Origin of the sequence: Stenotrophomonas sp. JAG2, assembly GCF_041080745.1 — a bacterium.
Lineage (GTDB): Bacteria > Pseudomonadota > Gammaproteobacteria > Xanthomonadales > Xanthomonadaceae > Stenotrophomonas > Stenotrophomonas maltophilia_AA.
In genome coordinates, this window is sequence record NZ_JBEUMH010000003.1 from 152,023 (window position 1) to 170,163 (window position 18,141).

18 protein-coding genes are annotated in these 18,141 nt (G+C 67.6%); 8 read left to right on the forward strand and 10 right to left on the reverse strand.

The genetic code is table 11. From position 1 onward, the window contains the following. Window positions 1-6: 6 nt before the first annotated feature. Complete coding sequence (locus tag AB9O74_RS04810; protein ID WP_179459402.1) at window positions 7-954, reverse strand: DMT family transporter; 948 nt, start codon at window positions 952-954, stop codon at window positions 7-9. A gap of 78 nt (window positions 955-1,032) precedes the next feature. On the opposite strand from AB9O74_RS04810, the gene AB9O74_RS04815 reads away from it, so the two are divergent. Then, window positions 1,033-1,689, forward strand: a complete 657-nt coding sequence (locus tag AB9O74_RS04815) for a Pr6Pr family membrane protein (RefSeq protein ID WP_369348631.1) — start codon at window positions 1,033-1,035, stop codon at window positions 1,687-1,689. A 5-nt stretch (window positions 1,690-1,694) separates the two neighbouring features. Here AB9O74_RS04815 and AB9O74_RS04820 read toward each other — a convergent pair whose 3' ends face one another. Together AB9O74_RS04820 and AB9O74_RS04825 are read right to left on the reverse strand one after the other, a co-directional pair. After that, window positions 1,695-2,513 carry a DUF72 domain-containing protein gene (locus AB9O74_RS04820; RefSeq protein ID WP_369348632.1) on the reverse strand — a complete coding sequence of 273 codons (819 nt, stop codon included), beginning with the start codon at window positions 2,511-2,513 and terminating at the stop codon, window positions 1,695-1,697. Beyond that, window positions 2,510-2,950 (reverse strand): VOC family protein, encoded by a 441-nt coding sequence (locus tag AB9O74_RS04825; RefSeq protein WP_369348633.1) that lies wholly within the window; start codon window positions 2,948-2,950, stop codon window positions 2,510-2,512. Before AB9O74_RS04825 ends, AB9O74_RS04820 begins: the two co-directional genes overlap by 4 nt. 111 nt (window positions 2,951-3,061) lie before the next feature. Here AB9O74_RS04825 and AB9O74_RS04830 point away from each other — a divergent pair, with 111 nt between their 5' ends. After that, window positions 3,062-4,639 (forward strand): serine hydrolase, encoded by a 1,578-nt coding sequence (locus AB9O74_RS04830; RefSeq protein WP_369348634.1) that lies wholly within the window; start codon window positions 3,062-3,064, stop codon window positions 4,637-4,639. 89 nt (window positions 4,640-4,728) lie between these two features. Then, complete coding sequence (gene smrA, locus AB9O74_RS04835; RefSeq protein ID WP_369348635.1) at window positions 4,729-6,561, forward strand: multidrug efflux ABC transporter SmrA; 1,833 nt, start codon at window positions 4,729-4,731, stop codon at window positions 6,559-6,561. 96 nt (window positions 6,562-6,657) lie between these two features. Here smrA and AB9O74_RS04840 read toward each other — a convergent pair whose 3' ends face one another. Next, complete coding sequence (locus tag AB9O74_RS04840) at window positions 6,658-8,466, reverse strand: DUF885 domain-containing protein (RefSeq protein WP_176989982.1); 1,809 nt, start codon at window positions 8,464-8,466, stop codon at window positions 6,658-6,660. 156 nt (window positions 8,467-8,622) lie between these two features. Here AB9O74_RS04840 and AB9O74_RS04845 point away from each other — a divergent pair, with 156 nt between their 5' ends. Then, the gene (locus AB9O74_RS04845) at window positions 8,623-9,393 is read left to right on the forward strand and encodes a DUF4349 domain-containing protein (RefSeq protein ID WP_369348636.1); all 771 of its coding nucleotides are present in this window, start codon (window positions 8,623-8,625) and stop codon (window positions 9,391-9,393) included. Window positions 9,394-9,438: 45 nt separating this feature from the next. Here the strand turns inward: AB9O74_RS04845 and AB9O74_RS04850 are convergent, their stop codons facing one another. Then, window positions 9,439-9,732 carry a hypothetical protein gene (locus AB9O74_RS04850; protein WP_019184421.1) on the reverse strand — a complete coding sequence of 98 codons (294 nt, stop codon included), beginning with the start codon at window positions 9,730-9,732 and terminating at the stop codon, window positions 9,439-9,441. Window positions 9,733-9,820: 88 nt separating this feature from the next. After that, a complete protein-coding gene (locus AB9O74_RS04855) occupies window positions 9,821-10,771 on the reverse strand; it encodes a LysR substrate-binding domain-containing protein (protein WP_346479459.1) in 951 nt (316 codons plus the stop codon). 159 nt (window positions 10,772-10,930) lie between these two features. Between AB9O74_RS04855 and AB9O74_RS04860 the strand changes: the two genes are divergently transcribed. Then, the gene (locus tag AB9O74_RS04860) at window positions 10,931-11,809 is read left to right on the forward strand and encodes a DMT family transporter (RefSeq protein WP_176989979.1); all 879 of its coding nucleotides are present in this window, start codon (window positions 10,931-10,933) and stop codon (window positions 11,807-11,809) included. Window positions 11,810-11,888: 79 nt separating this feature from the next. On the opposite strand, the gene AB9O74_RS04865 is transcribed toward AB9O74_RS04860, so the two are convergent. Next, window positions 11,889-12,788, reverse strand: coding sequence for a peptidylprolyl isomerase (locus AB9O74_RS04865; protein WP_369348637.1), 900 nt, complete (start codon window positions 12,786-12,788; stop codon window positions 11,889-11,891). A gap of 150 nt (window positions 12,789-12,938) precedes the next feature. Between AB9O74_RS04865 and AB9O74_RS04870 the strand changes: the two genes are divergently transcribed. Then, window positions 12,939-13,304, forward strand: a complete 366-nt coding sequence (locus AB9O74_RS04870) for a PadR family transcriptional regulator (RefSeq protein ID WP_369348638.1) — start codon at window positions 12,939-12,941, stop codon at window positions 13,302-13,304. Next, on the forward strand, window positions 13,301-14,278 hold the full coding sequence (locus tag AB9O74_RS04875; protein ID WP_369348639.1) for a sensor domain-containing protein: 978 nt from the start codon (window positions 13,301-13,303) through the stop codon (window positions 14,276-14,278). Before AB9O74_RS04870 ends, AB9O74_RS04875 begins: the two co-directional genes overlap by 4 nt. A 155-nt stretch (window positions 14,279-14,433) precedes the next feature. On the opposite strand, the gene AB9O74_RS04880 is transcribed toward AB9O74_RS04875, so the two are convergent. After that, window positions 14,434-15,789: a polyhydroxyalkanoate depolymerase gene (locus AB9O74_RS04880; RefSeq protein ID WP_176989975.1), complete on the reverse strand. Its 1,356-nt coding sequence runs from the start codon at window positions 15,787-15,789 to the stop codon at window positions 14,434-14,436. A 57-nt stretch (window positions 15,790-15,846) separates the two neighbouring features. Beyond that, on the reverse strand, window positions 15,847-16,443 hold the full coding sequence (locus AB9O74_RS04885) for a class I SAM-dependent methyltransferase (RefSeq protein WP_369348640.1): 597 nt from the start codon (window positions 16,441-16,443) through the stop codon (window positions 15,847-15,849). A 161-nt stretch (window positions 16,444-16,604) separates the two neighbouring features. Between AB9O74_RS04885 and AB9O74_RS04890 the strand changes: the two genes are divergently transcribed. Then, window positions 16,605-17,060, forward strand: a complete 456-nt coding sequence (locus AB9O74_RS04890; RefSeq protein ID WP_346492266.1) for a CopD family protein — start codon at window positions 16,605-16,607, stop codon at window positions 17,058-17,060. A gap of 53 nt (window positions 17,061-17,113) precedes the next feature. Here the strand turns inward: AB9O74_RS04890 and AB9O74_RS04895 are convergent, their stop codons facing one another. Further along, window positions 17,114-18,073, reverse strand: coding sequence for an acetyl-CoA carboxylase carboxyltransferase subunit alpha (locus tag AB9O74_RS04895; protein WP_176989972.1), 960 nt, complete (start codon window positions 18,071-18,073; stop codon window positions 17,114-17,116). Window positions 18,074-18,141: the final 68 nt, after the last annotated feature.

An 18,141-nucleotide genomic window follows, 5' to 3' on the forward strand; every position in this document is an offset into this window, starting at 1 on the left:
TTCGCCTCACTCGGCGATGTTGCGCGCCTCGGAGGTCGCCAGGATTTCCGGGTGCTGGACCTTCCTGCGGCGGTTGAGCAGCGGGTGCAGGAACACCGCGCCGACGATGATCGCCACGCCCGCATAGAACAGCGGCGTCAACTCGCGCTGCTCGCTGAGCAGCACCATCGCCAGCAGGATCGCGTAGACCGGTTCGAGATTGGTCACCAGCTGCGAGGTATAGGCGCTGATATGGCGCAGCGCCACCAGCGCGAGCGCGAACGGCAGCAGCGTGCACAGCCCGGCCAGGGCCAGCAGCAGCAGGCCGTCGTGCAGGTCCGGGATCACCCACAACGGGCTGGCCAGGGCCGGCAGCAGGAACGGCAGCGCCGGCGCCAGCAGGGTCAGGGTGAGGGTACCCGCACCGAGTTCCAGCGCGGTCACGGTCAGCGGGTCGGCGTGGCTGACCAGACGCTTGTTGAACGAGCCGAAGATCGCCACCAGCAGCGCCGACAACGCGCCGATGAGCACGCCCAGGCGCATGCCGTCCGGCACGCCACCGACCACCAGCGCGACGCCGGGCAGCACCAGGAGGCCGAAGGCCAGTTCGCGGAACTGGAAGGGACGTTTGGCCACCCACGGTTCAATCACTGCGGTGAACACCGGCGCCAGCGCGATGCAGGTGGCCGCCACCGAGGCATTGGCCAACTTCACCGCACCATAGAAGGTCAGCCAGTGCAGGGCGACCAGGGCGCCCACGCCGCAGTAGCCGGCCACGAGACGCGGCGACAGCTGGCGCAGGCCGCGCCAGACGCGTGGCACCAGCGCCAGCATCGCCACCACCAGCAGCATGCGCCACCACACCAGCGGCAGGGCGGGCAGGGTGATCAGCTTGCCGAGGATGGCCGTGACGCCCCACAGCAGCACACAGAAATGGATTTGCAGCAGGGCTCTGCGGGTATCGGTCATCGGCATCGGCATATTGTGCGGCAAGCCGCGCCGCGAAGGATGCCTTCCACGCGATCCGCTGCACGGCCGTGGCATCCTGCGGCGATGACACGCCTCCGCACCGATCCCGTCCGTGCCGCCCCGACCTCCGCGCTGCGCGCCTGGGCCGGCCTGACCGCGGTCATTGCCGTGGCCTCCCTGCTGCTGCAGTACCACCTGCTGCTGCGCACGCCCGGCCTGGGTGCGGCGGACGCGACGCTGCGTTACCTGGGCTACTTCACCATCCTCAGCAACATCGGGGTGGCCGCGGTCTGCCTGGCACTGGCCCGCGGCCGTGGCGACTCCCTGGCCGGCCCCGCCCCGCGCGCGGCGGTGGCGTTGTTCATCGGCATCACCGGGTTGATCTACGTGATCATCCTGCGCCCGTTGTGGCACCCGCAGGGCGCGCAATGGTGGGCAGACGGGGGCCTGCATTACGCCGTACCGGTGCTGTACCTGCTGGGCTGGCTGGCCGGCCCGCACGGTGGCCTGCACCGGCGCGGGCTGCTCGGCGCGCTGGCGTTTCCGATGGTCTATCTCGGCTGGGCGCTGCTGGTCGGCCGGGTCAGTGGCCAGTACCCGTACCCCTTCCTGGACCTGGGCACGCTGGGCCTCGTGCTGGTCCTGCGCAACGTGCTGGCCGTGGCGGTGGTGTTCGTCGTGTGCGGCGGGCTGCTGTGGTGGCTGGATGGCGCGCTGGCGCAACGCCGCCGGCGCGGCTAAGGGCGTCAGCCGCCGCCGAGCTGTTGCAGCTGGTCGCGCAGGGCCATCGCCGCGCCGGGATTGCGCTGCTTGGCCGCCCCGATGAACAGCACATAGACCTCGCGCGGCGGCGAGGCAGGCACCTCGGCGCCCAGATGGGGCAGGTCCGGATTGTCCTCGCCCCGGGCCCAACGCATCGCCCGCAGGCACCACTGCTCCATCGCACGTGCCGGGTAGCCGGCACGCAGGTTGGCGCGCGAGCCCATCAACCGCGCATAGATGAAGTCCGCCGTGGGGTCGGCGAAGCTGGGATGCTCGTCCGAGCCACTGAACACCAGCGCGGCGCCATGCGCACGGGCGGCGGTCAGCAGCCCGGGCGTCCACGCCGCGGGATTGCGCACCTCCAGTGCGTGCTGCAGGCGGTGGCCATCGACCTTGTGCGGCAGCATCGCCAGGAAGCGATCGAACTCGGCCGCACCGGCCGGATGGCTGTCGCCGAACTGCCAGATCAACGGGCCAAGCCGGTCTTCCAGCGCCGCGATGCCATCGATGAAACGCTCGGCACGTTCGCCGACCGTGGTGAGGTCATGGGTCTGGGTGATCGTGCGCGGCGCCTTGGCCGAGAAACGGAAACCTTCGGGCGTCTGTTCGCGCCACTGCGCATAGATGGCCGGCTTCTGCGCGCGGTAGAACGTGCTGTTGATCTCGATGCAGCCCAGCTGTTGGCTGGCGTAGGCCAGTTCCTCGCGTTGCGGCAGCCCGGCCGGATAGAACGTGCCGCCGCGCCACGCCGGGAACACCCAGCCACCGATACCCGTGCAGATGGAGCCGGCCGCTGTGCTCATGCGCCGCCCGCGGGGTCGGCCCACGGATCGTAACTGCCGAACCACCACAGATAGCCTTCCAGGTCCCGGCAGGCGTAACCGCGGCCACCATAAGGCTGGTCGGCGATCTCGATCACGATCCGCGCACCAGCGGCGACGGCACGCGCGTGGTGCGCGTCCGGGTCGGCGACGATGACGCAGGCCGTCTGCGTCTGGCGGCCGTCGACCTCATCGGGGTGGACGCTGTAACGGCCCCATTCGCTGGCGTTGTCCACCGAGCCCAGCATGATCATGCCGTGGCCGTACACAAGTTGGGCGTGGTGGACGGTATCGCCATCGGCGTACACCGCGTGTTTCTGGAAGCCGAACGCCTGCTGCAGCCAGGCAATCGCGGCGTGGGCATCGCGGTAGCGCAGGCAGGGAATGATGGTGGCGGTGGTCGCGGCGGGCGCGGTCATGACGGGCCTCCTTCTGGCACAGGCGAGCCTGATCCGGGCCGCGTTACCATCGTGCGAAACCGGGGCATCGCGACCCTCGACGCCCCCGCCACACGCAACCGGAGACACTGCTTGAACACATCCTGGATCGGAGGCGCCGTGCTGCTCGCATGCGCACCCTTGGCATCGGCCGCCGTGCCGGCCGAACTGCAGCGGCTGGACGCCACCATCGAACGCGCTCGCACCGAGTTCGACATTCCCGGCATTGCCGTGGCGGTGGTCAAGGATGGCAAGGTGGTGATGGAACGCGGCTACGGCGTGCGCGAACTGGGCAAGCCGGATCCGGTCCAGGCCGATACGCTGTTCGCGATCGCCTCCAACACCAAGGCGTTCACCGCCACCTCGCTGAACCTGCTGGCCGAGCAGGGCAAGCTGAAGATGGACGACCGGGTGATCGATCATCTGCCCGGCTTCCGCATGTCCGATCCGTACGTCACCGGTGAGATGCGCATCCGCGATCTGCTTTCGCACCGCAGTGGCCTGAGCCTGGGGGCGGGCGACCTGCTGTTCTGGCCGACCACCTCCTACAGCAACAAAGAGGTGGTGCAGCGTCTGGGCAAGGTGCCGCTGAAGGCGGGTTTCCGTGATCGCTATGCCTACGACAACATTCTCTACGCGGTCGCCCAGCAGGTGATCGAGCAGGTGTCCGGGCAGACCTATGCGGACTTCCTGCAGCAGCACATCTTCACGCCGGTCGGGATGCGCGGCACCCGCTACAACGCCGACCATCTGCAGCCCGGCGACAACGCCGCGGTCGGACACGCCAAGTTCGATTTCAGCCAGCTGCGCACCGTCGCGCCGCTGACCTGGTCCAACAATGCCGGCGCCGGCGGCATCTATTCCAGCGTCCACGACATGGCGCGCTGGATGAACGTGCAGCTGGCCCAGGGCACGCTGGAGAACGGGCAGCCGCTGTTCACCGCCAAGACCCAGCAGGCGATGTGGCAGATGATCACGCCGCAGGTCGTGCCCGAGCCGAGCGTGCCGCAGCTGGCCGCGGCGCGGCCGAACTTCGCCGGCTATGGCGAAGGCTGGAGCCTCAGCGACTACCGCGGCCAGAAACTGGTCTGGCATACCGGCGGCTGGCCGGGGATGGTGTCGCGCGTGACCCTGGTGCCGGAGCACAAGCTGGGCATCGTGGTGCTCACCAACCAGGAAGTCGGCGCGGCCTTCAACGCCATCACGATGGAAGCGCTGGACGCTTACCTGCAGGCCCCGGCCACCGACTGGGTCGCCGCCTATGCCGCTGCCGTTGCCAAGTCACAGGAGAAAGCAGACGAAGGCTGGGCCAGGCACCAGGCCGCGCGCGATGCGAAATCCAGGCCGTCGCTGCCGCTGTCGCGCTATGCCGGTGGTTACCGCGACGCGTGGTACGGCGATGTGTTCGTCGAACAGCAGGGCGGCAAGCTGCGCCTGCGCTTCGGCAAGACCGCGCAGTTGATCGGTACGCTGGAGCATTGGCAGCACGATACCTTCCTGGTGCGCTGGGATGATCGTTCGCTCAATGCCGATGCCTTCGTGAATTTCAGCCTCGATCCGGACGGCAAGGTCCGCGAGGTGCGCATGCAGGCAGTGTCCTCGCTCACCGATTTCAGTTTCGATTTCCAGGACCTGCTGCTGATGCCGATCGCCGTGGAGGCCAAGGGCTGAACCCCGTCGCCGGCCTGTGATGGGGGTGAGAGTAAAAGGGCAGGCCGCGGTGGGATAATCGCGGCCTGTTTTGTTTTTGGTGCACTGCGATGTTCCGCTGGTTCGAATCGATTATTCCGGTCTTCCCGCCGATCGACGCGCGCATGCCACCCCGCAAGGTGGTGCCGTTCTATATCCATTACCTGCGCCCGGTCTGGCCGGTGCTGCTGGCCACGTTGATCGCCGGCCTGCTGCTGGCACTGGTCGAAGTGGCGATGTTCGATTTTCTGGGCCGCATCGTGGACATGGTCGCCGAGCAGCCCGGCAGTGATTTCTTTGCACGGCATGCCAACACACTGCTGTGGATGGCCGGCATCACCCTGATCGCACGGCCGCTGCTGGTATCGCTGCACAGTCTGCTGGTCAACCAGGCGATCGTGCCGGGCTTGAGCAACCGCTCGCGCTGGCTGATGCACAACTACGTGGTGCGGCAGAGCCTGAGCTTCTTCCAGAACGACTTCGCCGGCAGCATGGCCAACCGGGTGATGCAGACCGGCACCTCGCTGCGCGAGTCGGCGGTGCAGATGGTCGATTCGGTCTGGTACATCCTGGTCTACACCGGCACCGCGCTGTACCTGTTCGCACAGGCCGACTGGCGGCTGATGATTCCGCTGGCCCTGTGGATGGGCAGCTACGTGGTGATCATGTGGTACTTCGTGCCGCGCGCCAAGGAGCGGGCGTGGCTTGCCTCGGAGGCGCGTTCCAAGGCGATGGGCCGCATCGTGGATGGCTACACCAACGTGCCCACGCTGAAGCTGTTCGCCCATGGCGGGCGCGAGCAGGCCTACGTGGCCGAAGCGATCGGGGAACTGGCGACCAAGCACCGCGGCCAGACCCGTGTCACCACCGGGCTGGAAGTGACCATCGCCGTCGTCAACGGTTTCCTGATCGTCGGCACGTGCGCGCTGGCGCTGTGGCTGTGGAACGGTGGGCACATCACGGTGGGTGCGATCACCCTGGCCACCGGCCTGGTGATCCGCATCCACAACATGTCCGGCTGGATCATGTGGACGATCAACGGCATCTTCGAGGATATCGGTACGGTGCAGGACGGCATCACCACCATCTCGCAGCCGCTGACCGTGCAGGACCGTGCCGATGCCGTGCCCTTGCTGGTCAGCCAGGGCGCCGTGCATTTCGATCACATCCATTTCCATTACGGCAAGAGCGGCGGGGTGATCGCCGGACTCGATCTGAACGTGAAACCGGGCGAGAAGATCGGCCTGGTCGGTCCCTCGGGTGCCGGCAAGTCGACCCTGGTCAACGTGCTGCTGCGCCTGTACGACCTGGAAAGCGGACAGATCCGCATCGACGGCCAGGACATCGCAGGAATTACCCAGGAAAGCCTGCGCCGGCAGATCGGCGTGGTCACCCAGGACACCTCGCTGCTGCACCGTTCGATCCGCGACAACCTGCTCTACGGGCGCCCCGATGCGACCGAGGAACAGCTGCATGCGGCGGTGGCCAAGGCGCGTGCCTCGGCTTTCATCGACACGCTGGTGGACGGGGAAGGGCGTCGTGGCTACGACGCGCATGTCGGCGAGCGCGGAGTGAAGCTCTCCGGTGGCCAGCGCCAGCGCATCGCGATCGCGCGGGTGCTGCTCAAGGATGCGCCGATCCTGGTCCTGGACGAAGCCACCTCGGCACTGGATTCGGAAGTGGAGGCGGCGATCCAGGACAACCTGGACGAACTGATGACCGGCAAGACGGTGATCGCGATCGCGCACCGGCTGTCCACCATCGCGCGCATGGACCGGCTGGTGGTGATGGACCAGGGCCGCATCGTGGAGACCGGCACGCACGCCGAGCTGATCGCGGCGGGCGGGTTGTATGCACGCCTGTGGGCGCGACAGACCGGCGGATTCGTGGCCGCCGACGCGTAGGTCCACGCCTGGCGTGGATGCATCTGGTTCCGTGACAAAAAAAAACGGCCCGGGATCCCCGGGCCGTCTGCAGGCTCATCCACGCATGGCGTGGATTTACTCGATCGGCTGGTCCAGCATCAGCTGGCGCGCGAAGCGCACCGGCGGAGCGCCGTAGGACAGCATCTGGTCGTGGTAGGCCTTCAGGTTGAACTTCGCCCCCTGCTTGTCCTGCACGGCCTTGCGCGTGTCGAAGTGTTCCTGCGCGCCGACGAAGTAGGTCGGCAGCTGCGCGGAGGTCAGCTGTGCACGCACCCACTTGCCCGAGGCTTCGCTTTCCTGCTGGAAGGCGTCATGGGTCATCAGGTGCATCGCCTGCTCACGCGTCCAGTTGTCCACGTGCACGCCCTGGTCCAGGATCGCGTTGGAGATGGTACGCAGGTAGAACTTCAGCTGCACCAGGTGGAACAGCGGATCGTTGTCCAGGTAACCCTGCTCCTGCATCATCCGCTCGGTGTAGACCGCCCAGCCTTCGGCGAACAGGCCCGAACGCAGCACCGCGCGCAGCGTCGACGGGAACTTGCCCGAGTGCCAGCCTTCCAGGTAATGGCCCGGCGTGCCTTCGTGGATGCTCAGCAGGTGGATCATGCGGCTGTTGTATTCGCGCAGGAACGAATCGACCTGCTTGTCGGTCCAGTCGTCCGGAATCGGCGAGACCGCGTAGAAGGTCTTCAGGTTCTTGTCGAGCGGGCCCGGCGAATCGCAGTAGGCCACGGCCACGCCACGCTGGAATTCCGGCATCAGGATGATGTCGACCGGGGAATCCGGCAGCGTCATCAGGTCGTGCTTGCGCACGAATTCGGTGGACTGCTCCAGCGCGGCCTTGGCGTCTTCAACGACCTTGTCGCGTGCCGGCTTGTCGGCATACGCCAGCTCCAGCGCGGCTTCGATCGCGGCCTGCTGCTGCTCGTCGCTCGGGTTGGCCGGCAGCGCCGGGGCGCCGGGCTTGTCCTTGAGCACGGTCTGCGCGATGCCGTACATGTCCTGGCGCACGCGCTTGAGTTCGGCACGCGCGCGCTCGCCGATCTCGGCGCGCGAGAGCGAGGAGTTCAGGGCGAACTTCAGCTTCTGGTCGTACAGGTCGGCGCCGATGCGGAAGTCACCCTTGGCGTTCGGCACCAGGGTCTTGTCCAGCCAGGTCTGCTGTTCGTCGACGGCCTTCTTCAGGCCGTCGATCGCGGCCTGCAGACGCTTCTGGTCTTCGGCCGGCAGTTCACCGATGTGCGGGGTGATGAAGGTATCGACGATGCTGAGGATGCCGCGGTTCTGCTTGGCCACGGTCTCGGCATGGATCTTCGGCACGCGGGCCGGGTCCAGGTTCTCGCGGGCCTGGGCGAAGATCTGCGGCAGCTTCTCCATGCGCGCGGTCGCCGACTTCAGGCGGTCGGGCAGCGGCGCGAACTCACGCGCCATCAGGCCGTACAGCGCGCTGCCGGCCATGCCGTTGTACATCTGCGGATCCCACTTGGGCGACTGCAGCACTTCCGCGGTCCAGACTTCGGACTGCAGCTGGTTGCGCAGGATCGCCGCATCCACCTGGTTTTCGCGCGAGAGCTTGCTGACATCGATCTTGTCCAGATCGCCGAGCAGCGCCTTGTACGCGGTCAGCACCTTCTGCTGGCCGGCGGCGCTGAGGTCGTCGATCTCGCTGTCGTAGCGGTGGTCGCCGATCTGCGTGGCGCTGATCGGGGACAGCTGCATCCAGGTGTCCAGGGCGCGCTTGGACAGGTCGGCGAAGGCCGCATCGACCGCGGCATCGCCGGCCGGGGTGGCCGCTTCGGTGCCGGTGGCGGGCGTCGGGGAGTCGGCCTGCTGGCAGCCACCGAGGGCGGCGATCAGGGCGAGGGCAAGCAGATGCTGGCGCATCGGTGTTCCTGTACTGGGGACAATCCCCGAGCATAGGGCCGATGGCCCCCTTTGTCCCCGTGCCATTGGATTACCATGCGCTGTGAAATTCACCGCCGTTGATGGAGCTGCACTGTGATTGGATGGACAGGAGGGGCCCGCGCCGGGCTGGCAGGGATGCTGCTGTTGGGCCTGGTGGCCTGTGGCCGCAGCGGGCCGAACTACGCCGCCGATGCGGCTGCCGGGGCCGTCGCGTCGCCGGAAGGCGCGTTCCTGGCCTACGAACACGACATCCGCATCCAGCTCGATGCGCAGCGCATCAGCGCGCGGGTCAAGGCGGTCTCCGAGGCCTGCCAGAGCAATCGCTTCGGCGACTGCGCCGTCCTGCAGGTGGGCGAGGAGGGCGGTGAAACCCGGTCCGGCTCGATCCGCGTGCGCATCGCGCCGAAGGGCGTGGAACCGATCATCGCCCTGGCCGGTGAAGGCGGCGATGTGGCCTCGCGCAACACGCATGCCGAAGATCTGGCCCAGCAGGTGGCCGATACCGCGCTGACCCAGACGCGGTTGCAGAAGGAACACGCGCAGTTGCAGGCGTATCAGCAGCGCAGCGACATGAAGGTGGCCGACCTGCTGGCGGTCTCGCAGCGCATGGCGGAGATCGAGGCGGGGCTGGAGCAGGCCAACAAGGACGCGGCACAGCAACGCCGGCGGATCGATACCCAGCTGGTGACGATGAACTTCGAAGGCCCGGCCGGGCAGCGCAGCCGCAGCGAGATCGGCAAGGCGTTCAGCGAGTTCGGGGCGATCTTCACCACCGGCATCGCCTTCGTGATCCGCGCGGTGGCGGCCCTGCTGCCGGTCGGCGTGGTGGTGTGGGCGGTCGGTGCGGTGGTCGTGGCGCTGTGGCGCCGCCGCAAGCGTCGCAAGGCCGCCGCGGCCGCGCGCTGATGAAACGGGTCGTGCCGCGCCTCAACGCGCGGCACGACCGTTGACTCAACCTTCGTCCTGCTCGTATTCGACGAAGACATCCAGCTCGAGCGCCAGCTCCTGCACGGCATCGCGCACGCGCTGGGCGCCGAGTGCATTGCCGACTTCCACTTCCAGTTCGTGGGTGCCGGGGCCGATGTCGTCGGAGAGGCCGGCCGAGCTGGAATCGTCGTCGTCCATGTGCGGCATCAGGTCGTCGGTTTCTTCGACGTGTTCGATCCCCTCGATGCTCTGCAGCAGGTCGGTGATGGCACGTGCATCGTCTTCGGTGCCGGTGATTCGCAGTCGCAACAGGGCCATGGGTCGAGCCTCGGGGGAAAGGGACTCCAGCCTAGCCAGCGGACGGAAAAGGCCGGGTGAGGACGCGCGACGGACTGCGGCGTGCGGTTCAGTCGTGCGTGCCGTCGGCAGGGGGCAACCCCAGCAGTTCGTCGGGGAGCGCGGGCAGCGGGGTGCGTTCGTCCAGCGCCTCGCGCTTGAGCCAGTCCATGAACGCCTGCGCGGTCGGGCTGAGCGGGCGGTGCTCGGCGTGCACCACGTAGTAGGCGTAGCGTGCCTTGAGCGCAGGCCCGGGCAGGCGCACCAGCTCGTAGCGCTGCAGATAGGGCTGCGCGATGTGTTTGCGGGCGAGCACCGCGCCGATGCCATACACCGCCGCGCGCATCGCATCGGTGCTGTCGCTGAAGGTGTGCAGCGACGGCAGATCCAGCCCGCGCACGCCGGCCGCGCGGAACCAGTCGCGCCAGCCCTGCGGTGACATGTCGCTGAGCAGCGGCAGGGCAGCGATCTGCGCCGGTTCGCGCAGCGTCGAGACGCCCGCCAGGGACGGCGAGGCGACCGGGCACAGTTCGTCGTCCATCAGGTGATGCGCGGTCATGCCGGGCCACTGGCCCAGCCCGTAGCGGATGCCCAGCTCCGGGCCGGTCTCGTCGAAGCGGACCAGCTCGGTGCTGGTCTGCAGTTCGATGCGCATGCGCGGATGCTGGTGGGTGAAACGCGGCAGGCGCGGGATCAGCCAGCAGTACGACAGCGAGCGGATGGTGGTGACCCGCAGCGGCACGATGTCGGCCTGGGGATGCAGGTTGCCGGCCACCGCATTGAGATCGCTCAATGCCGCCGCGGCCGCATCGGCCAACTGGCGGCCCTCGGCGGTCAGCCGCACGCCGCGCGCATGGCGCTGGAAGAGGACCGTGCCCAGCAGATCCTCCAGCCGCCGCACGTGGTGGCTGACCGCACTGGCGGTGAGGTGCAGTTCCTGTGCGGCATGGGCGAAGTTCTGGTGGCGAGCGGCTACCGCGAACACCCCCAGGGCGGGCAGCAGGGCGGGGCGAAGGATCATGGTCGAGACCCAAATCATGTTTGTGGCTTGCACGGATACTACGCGCTTGTGGGCGCGCAACGGCGGGCGGATGCTGTCGCCCTTCCTCCCAGGATTCACGCGCATGTTGCCGTCCCTTTCCGCTTGCCCCGCGTGTCTGCCCTGCTTGGGGGGCCGGTCATGAGCGGGGCGCCGTTGGCGGCCGGCACGGTCGAGCGCGATTGGCGCACGCCGCTGGAGCTGACCGTGCTCGGCGCGATCTGGGGCTGCTCGTTCCTGTTCATGCGCGTGGCCGTGCCTGCCTTCGGACCCTACGCACTGGTGGAGGTGCGGCTGCTGCTCGGCGCGCTCGTGCTGCTGCCGTTCCTGTGGCAGGCGCGGGCGCAGTTCCCGGCTCGCCGCTGGCTGTGGCTGGCGCCGATCGGCCTGATCAACTCGGCCATCCCGTTCGTGCTGTTCGCCTGGGCCGCGCAGCGCGCCCCGGCGGCGATCGGTGCGATCTGCAATGCGATGACGGTGCTGTTCGCCGCGCTGATGGCCTTCCTGTTCTTCGGCGAGAAGATCGGCATGCGCCGCGCGATCGCCCTGCTGGTCGGCTTCGCGGGGGTGGTGGTGCTGGCGACGGCCAAGGTCTCCGGCCTGAGTATCGGCGCGGCGGTGCTGGCCGGTGCACTGGCGGCGCTGCTGTACGGCCTGGGCGTCAATCTGGTGAAGCGCCACATGACCGGCCTGCCGCCGGCGGCCTCGGCCGGCGCCACGCTGGGTTGCGCGGCGATCCTGCTGCTGCCGATGGCGCTGACCCACTGGCCGACCGGCCCGATCCCGATGCTGTCCTGGGCCTGCGCGATCGCCCTGGGCGTGGTCTGCACCGGCCTGGCGTTCCTGATGTTCTACCGCCTCATCGCCCGCATCGGCCCGGCGCGCGCCTCCACCGTGACCTATCTGGTGCCGATGTTCGGCGCACTGTTCGCCTGGTTGTTCCTGGGCGAACCGGTGACCGGCGCGATGGTGGTGGCGGGTGTGCTGATCCTTGGCAGCGTGGCGGCATCGCAGCGATAGGCCGGCGGGTCCGCGTGCAGCCACCCATGGGGTGGCTCTACCGGGGCATCCGGACGCTGACGCGTCGGTTATCTCATCCTCAGCGCACCGGCACCGGGATGTTGCACAGGTCGATGTGGCCCGCCGGGCGCTTGTAGAAATCATCGACGCGGTTGCGGCGCGCTTCGGTCGCATCGGCGAAGGTCCTGGAGTCGGTGCGCAGCACCTGCAGCTTGGGTCGCTCCGCCGCCGGGACGTCGCTCGCACGCTGGATCGACTGGATCGCGGTGCGCTGCGCCGGATCGGTGTAGAAGCCCATCGGCGCCGGGCCGCGCGGCAGGGCGCTGAGCAGTTCCATGCCCTGCAGCACGCGGCCGACCACGGTAATGTTGCGGTCCAGCTGACGCGGTGACTGTCCGGTCACCACGTACAGCTCGGCGCCGACGCTGCTGTCTTCCTCGTTGTTGCGGCCGGCACCCAGCGCGCCATAGCAATGCGCCAGCCAGGTCTTGCCGTCCTTGCGGTCCTGGCCCACCGGGAAGCCGTCGACGAAACCGGTCTGGTCGGCCCAGCCATCACGGTCGGGCAGCAGGCTGACCTTGAGCCCCTTGCTGTCGCGCTGGAACTCGGCCGGGAGCTTGCGCGTGGCGCTGCCGAGCGGCTTTGCCTTGGCTGCATCATCGGCGTCGGCATCGCCGAACTGCACCACGAAATTGTCCTGCGCGCGGTAGATGCTCTCGCCATCCCAGAAATGCTCGTGGGCAAGGGTCTGGATGTTGGCCACGTGCTGCGGCGCGAACGCCGGGGCCAGCTCGATGATGACGCGGCCGGCCGGCAGGTTCATGTACAGCAGGTTGGCCGGGTCGGGCGTGCGCCAGTCGCTGTCCGGCGAGGCGTCCAGGATCTGCTGCGGGCTGCGGTAAGGCGTGGCCGCGCTGGCCAGGGTGGGGAGCAGGCAGGCCAGGGCGAGGGCGAGCAGGGCAGGACGACGTGGCGACATGGCGGACCCGTTCAGGAAGGTAGTGCCCCGATTGTGCGCGAAGCACGCCAGCTACGGCCAGCCGGCCATGCCCACCGGCACGGTGACTAACGACACATCCGCTATAGCGAACTTCGGACTAGTGTGGACTCCACGCTAGCGGAGACCGCCATGAGCGACCACGACGTCCACCTGAAAAAGTTCCAGAAAGAGCTCAGCTCCGGCACGGTCTCACTGGCCCTGCTGGCGGTCCTGGCCAAGGCCGGCGAGCCGCTGTACGGGTACCTGATCGCCAAGGAGCTGGAGCGGATCGGCGAGGGCGTGCTGAGCGGCAAGCAGAGCGCGCTGTACCCGGTGCTGCGCAACCTGGAAGGGGCCGGGTTGCTGGAAAGCCATGTTGAACCGTCAGTGGCCGGTCCGCCGCGCCGCTACTACCGCATCAATGACACGGGGCGCGAAGTGCTCAGGCAATGGATCGCCGCGTGGCGCGCCACCCGTGATTCCGTCGATTCCGTCCTGGAAGGGGTAACCGAATGAACATCGAGTCCGTGGCCGGTCGGGCCTTGCCGACCACCATTCCCGCGTATCTGGCCCAGCTGCGCGCGGCGCTGCACGACGCCGATCCGGCGATGGTGCAGGACGCCCTGTACGACGCCGAGGAGTACCTGCGTTCGGAGCTGGCCGCCCAGCCCGGCCGCAGCGAGGCCGAGGTGATCGCCGATGTCGCCGGCAGCTATGGCGCGCCGGAAGAAGTCGCCGACATCTACCGTGAAACCGAGATCACCGTGAACCGCGCGCTGCGCACGCCCAGTGCCGGGACGGCGCCGCTGCGACGCGCTGCGCCGGTCAGCACCGGCGCGGAATCGGTGCCGCCGCCGGCCCCGCCCAGGCCGCGCTCGGCACTGGCCCGTTTCTTCGGTGTCGCGCTGGAGGCCCGCACCTATGGCGCGCTGTTCTACATGCTGCTGTCGCTCGCCACCGGCACGTTCTTCTTCACCTGGGTGGTCACCGGCCTGTCGCTGTCGCTGGGCCTGATGGTGCTGATCATCGGCATCCCGGTGGCGGTGCTGTTCTTCGGCTCGGTGCGCGGCCTGTCACTGCTGGAAGGACGGCTGGTGGAAGCACTGCTGGGCGAGCGCATGCCGCGCCGGCCGACGTACTCCGACCGCAGCCGCAGCTGGCTGCAGCGCATCGGCGACATGTTCACTGACGGGCGGACCTGGCTGACCCTGCTGTACTTCGTGCTGATGCTGCCGCTGGGCATCGTCTACTTCACGATCGCCACCACGCTGTTGTCGACCTCGATGGGCTTGATCTGGGCACCGGTGGCGGCGCTGTTCTCCAGCAGCTACGTAGGACTGCACATCGACGGCAGCCAGATGCTGCCGGTCTGGATCACACCGCTGCTGGCGGTGGTGGGCGTGCTGCTGCTGTTCGCGACGCTGCATCTGGCCCGCGGCATCGGCCGCCTGCACGGGATGATGGCCAAGCACCTGCTGGTGCGGTTGTAAACGGGACACGAGGATGGCGAGGGTGACGACCAACGGTCGTCACCTACCGGCGCTGCAGAACCCGAGGATCCGGTAGTGCCCCCCCGAGTCGGGGGGGCGTTCGTCAAGCGTTCTACCGGCGCTGCAGGTACCGACCGTTGGTCGGTACGGATCGCTCAGCCCGCTTTACGGCGCAGCGGCGTGACGTTGCTCGCGATCTTCGCGGCCTTCTTCGGCTTGCTGGCCACGGTCTGCGCATGGGCGGCGAAGAAATCGCGCACCTTCGGGTAGACCGTTTCGCGCCAGCGGCGGCCGCTGAAAATACCGTAGTGGCCGGCGCCTTCGACGATGAAATGCTCGCGATGCGCGGCCGGGATGCCGGTGCACAGTGCCTGCGCGGCTTCGGTCTGGCCGAGCCCGGCGATGTCGTCCAGCTCGCCTTCGATGCTCAGCAGCGCAGTGCCGGTGATCGCGGTGGGATCCACGCGTTCACCCTGCACGTACCACTCGCCGCGCGGCAGCAGGAACTCCTGGAAAACCACGCGGATGGTGTCGAGGTAGTACTTGGCCGGCATGTCGAGCACTGCGTTGTACTCGTCGTAGAAACGACGGTGCGCGTCGGCATCTTCCATGTCGCCCTTGACCAGGTCGGCATAGAAATCCCAGTGCGAACTGAAATGGCGGCTCGGGTTCATCGACAGGAATCCCGCATGCTGCAGGAAGCCCGGATACACGCGGCGGCCGGCACCCGGGAAGGTGGCCGGTACGGTGTGGATCACGTTGTTCTCGAACCACGACATCGGGTTCTGCGTGGCCAGGTTGTTGACCGCGGTCGGGCTGCAGCGCGCATCGATCGGGCCACCCATCATCACCAGCGAACGCGGCGTGGTTTCGCCACGGCTGGCCATCAGCGAGACGGCGGCAAGCACCGGCACGGTCGGCTGGCAGACGCTGACCACATGCAGCTTCTCCGCACCGAGGTGGCGGATGAATTCCTGCACATAGGCGATGTAGTCATCCAGCCCGAACTCGCCTTCGCTGCCCGGCACCATGCGCGCATCGACCCAGTCGGTGACGTACACGCGGTGGTCGCGCAGCAGGGTGCGCACGGTATCGCGCAGCAGCGTGGCGTGGTGACCGGACAACGGCGCCACCACCAGCACGAACGGCTGGTTGAGCATGGTGTGCAGCTGGTCGGCTTCATTGCTGTGGCGCTTGAAGCGCAGCAGTTTGCAGAACGGCTTGCTGATCTCTTCGTGGACGACGATCGGCACGCGCTCGCCCTCGACGTCGATTTCGTTGATGCCCCACTCGGGCTTCTCGTAATCCTTGCCGATGCGGTGGAACAGCTCGTTCACAGCGGCCAGGCGATCCGCGCCGGGCATCTGCGACCACCAATGACCTTGATTGGCGAAGAACTTCGCGTTGGCCTGGGCCTGGTGCACCCACGGGGCGAGCAGGTTGCGGGTCAACTCATGCAGCTGATATAGCATGACGTCCAATATGTATGGTCTTATGTTGCCGCGCAGCATAGCGTACCCGCCGCGCGGGCGCGTTAATGCGGGTCCTGTCTCAATTGTTATGGAGACTCACGGTGCGCCGCGTTCCAGCGCGGCCGCATGGCCGGCCAGCGCCGGCGACAGCCAGCAGTGCGAGCCCAGCGCGGTGAAGCCGACGCGCTTGAGCTGGCTGCGGTACCAGCGGGCTGGGCGCGCCTGGAAGCCCTCGTGATCCCCGTCGAAGTCGTCCTCGGCGGTGAACGCCTCCAGGAAGGCAACGCCGGCAGTCAGTTCGGCGAAGCCCTCCAGCGCCGGGCGCAGCTCGCGGCTGGGCACGTAGTGCATCACGTCCGAGCAGATCAGAAGATCGACCGGCGCGCACGGGCGCAGCCACGCGAAATCGCCGACCCTGGCCGGGTGCAGGTTGCGGCTGCGGCCGTAGCGGAGCACCGCGTAATCGCTGCTGTCGAAGCCGAGGTATTGCACGCGCGGCCGCAGCTTGAGCAGCGGGGCACGCCAGGCACCTTCGCCGCAGCCGATATCGAGCACGCTGCGGATCGGGCGTTCCAGGTAGTACTCGGCACTGGCCACCGCGAGCGCCACCTTGCGCGCGAGGCGCGCGGCGCCACCGGTCTGGTCAGGCTGGTACCAGCGCTGGAAGTAGGCGGCGTCGTAGGTTTTGTCCATGGAGGATGTGCACGTGGGTGAAAGCGGCGTCTATCGTACGGCGTGGCGCACGTGGATGCGTCGTTGAGGTGTGGCGATCGGTCGCGTCAGCCACCCATGGGGTGGCTCTACCGGGCGTGCGAGAATGGCGGCCAACCTACGCCAGCCGCGGGAGCAAGCGCATGCAGAGTTATTACTGGGTCAAAACCTTCCATCTGCTGTTCGTGGTGGCGTGGATGGCGGCGGTGTTCTACCTGCCGCGGATCCTGGTCAACCTCAGCGAGACCGCCGGCCAGCTGCCGGTGACCGAGCGGCTGCAGCTGATGGGCCTGCGCCTGTATCGGTTCGGCCACATGATGTTCGGCCTCGCGCTGATCCTGGGCCTGGTGCTGTGGCTGGGCTACCGCGTGATTCCGGATTTCCCGACCATGGTCGCCCCCGGCGCGGCGGGCTGGCTGCATGCCAAGCTCGGCCTGGTGGTGCTGCTGCTGGTGTATTACTCGTGGACCGGGCGGCTGCTGAAAGGCGCGGTCAAGGGCAGGGTGCTGCCGTCCTCGCGCGCGCTGCGCTGGTTCAACGAACTGCCGCTGGTGCTGTTCATCGGCGTGGTCTGGCTGGTCCTCGCCAAGCCGTTCTGAAAAAAAAGCCGGGCGCTTGCGCGTCCGGCTTCTTCGTCTGCGCCGCAGCCCGATCAGGCTGTTTCGTAGGTCCCGTAGCTGCGCAGGCGCTCGTAACGCTTCTGCAGCAGTTCGTCGACCGGCAGCTTCTCCAGCACGTCCAGCTCGTTGAGCAGCACGGCCTTGAGGCGCTTGGCCATCTGGTTGGGATTGCGGTGGGCGCCACCGGTCGGCTCACGCAGGACCTTGTCGACCAGGCCCAGGCTCTTCAGGCGCGGGGCGGTCAGGCCGAGCTGTTCGGCGGCGTCCTTGGCCTTGGCCGGGTCCTTCCACAGGATCGAGGCGCAGCCTTCCGGGCTGATGGTCGAGTACACGCTGTACTCCAGCATCACGGTGCGGTCGCCCACGCCCAGTGCCAGTGCGCCACCCGAGCCGCCTTCACCGATCACGGTGCAGACCACCGGCACCTTCAGTTCGGCCATTTCCATCAGGTTGCGCGCGATCGCTTCGGACTGGCCGCGCGATTCGGCGTCGATGCCCGGCCAGGCGCCGGCGGTATCGATCAGGGTCAGCACCGGCAGGCCGAAGCGTTCGGCCATCTTCATCAGGCGCAGCGCCTTGCGGTAGCCCTCCGGCTTGGGCATGCCGAAGTTGCGCCTGATCTTTTCCTTGGTGTCGCGGCCCTTCTGATGGCCGATCAGCATCACCGAGCGGCCACCGATGCGGGCCAGGCCGCCGATGATCGCCTTGTCGTCGGCGAAGGCGCGGTCGCCGGCCAGTTCCTGGAACTCATCGCAGATGATGCGGATGTAGTCCTCGGTGTACGGGCGGGACGGATGCCGGGCCAGCTGCAGCACCTGCCAGGAGGTCAGGTTGCGGAAGATCTGCGCGGTGCGCACCCGCAGCTTGTCCTGCAGGGCATTGACCTCGGCCTCGACATTGACCGCAGGTCCGGCGCTGGCGCTGCGCAGTTCCTGGATCTTCGCCTCCAGATCAGCGATGGGTTGCTCGAAGTCGAGGTAGTTCGGATTCATCGGAAACCGTCGTGAAGAAAAGAGGGAAAGTGTAGCCGAATGCGCCGAAAAGCCCCGTACGCCGTCGT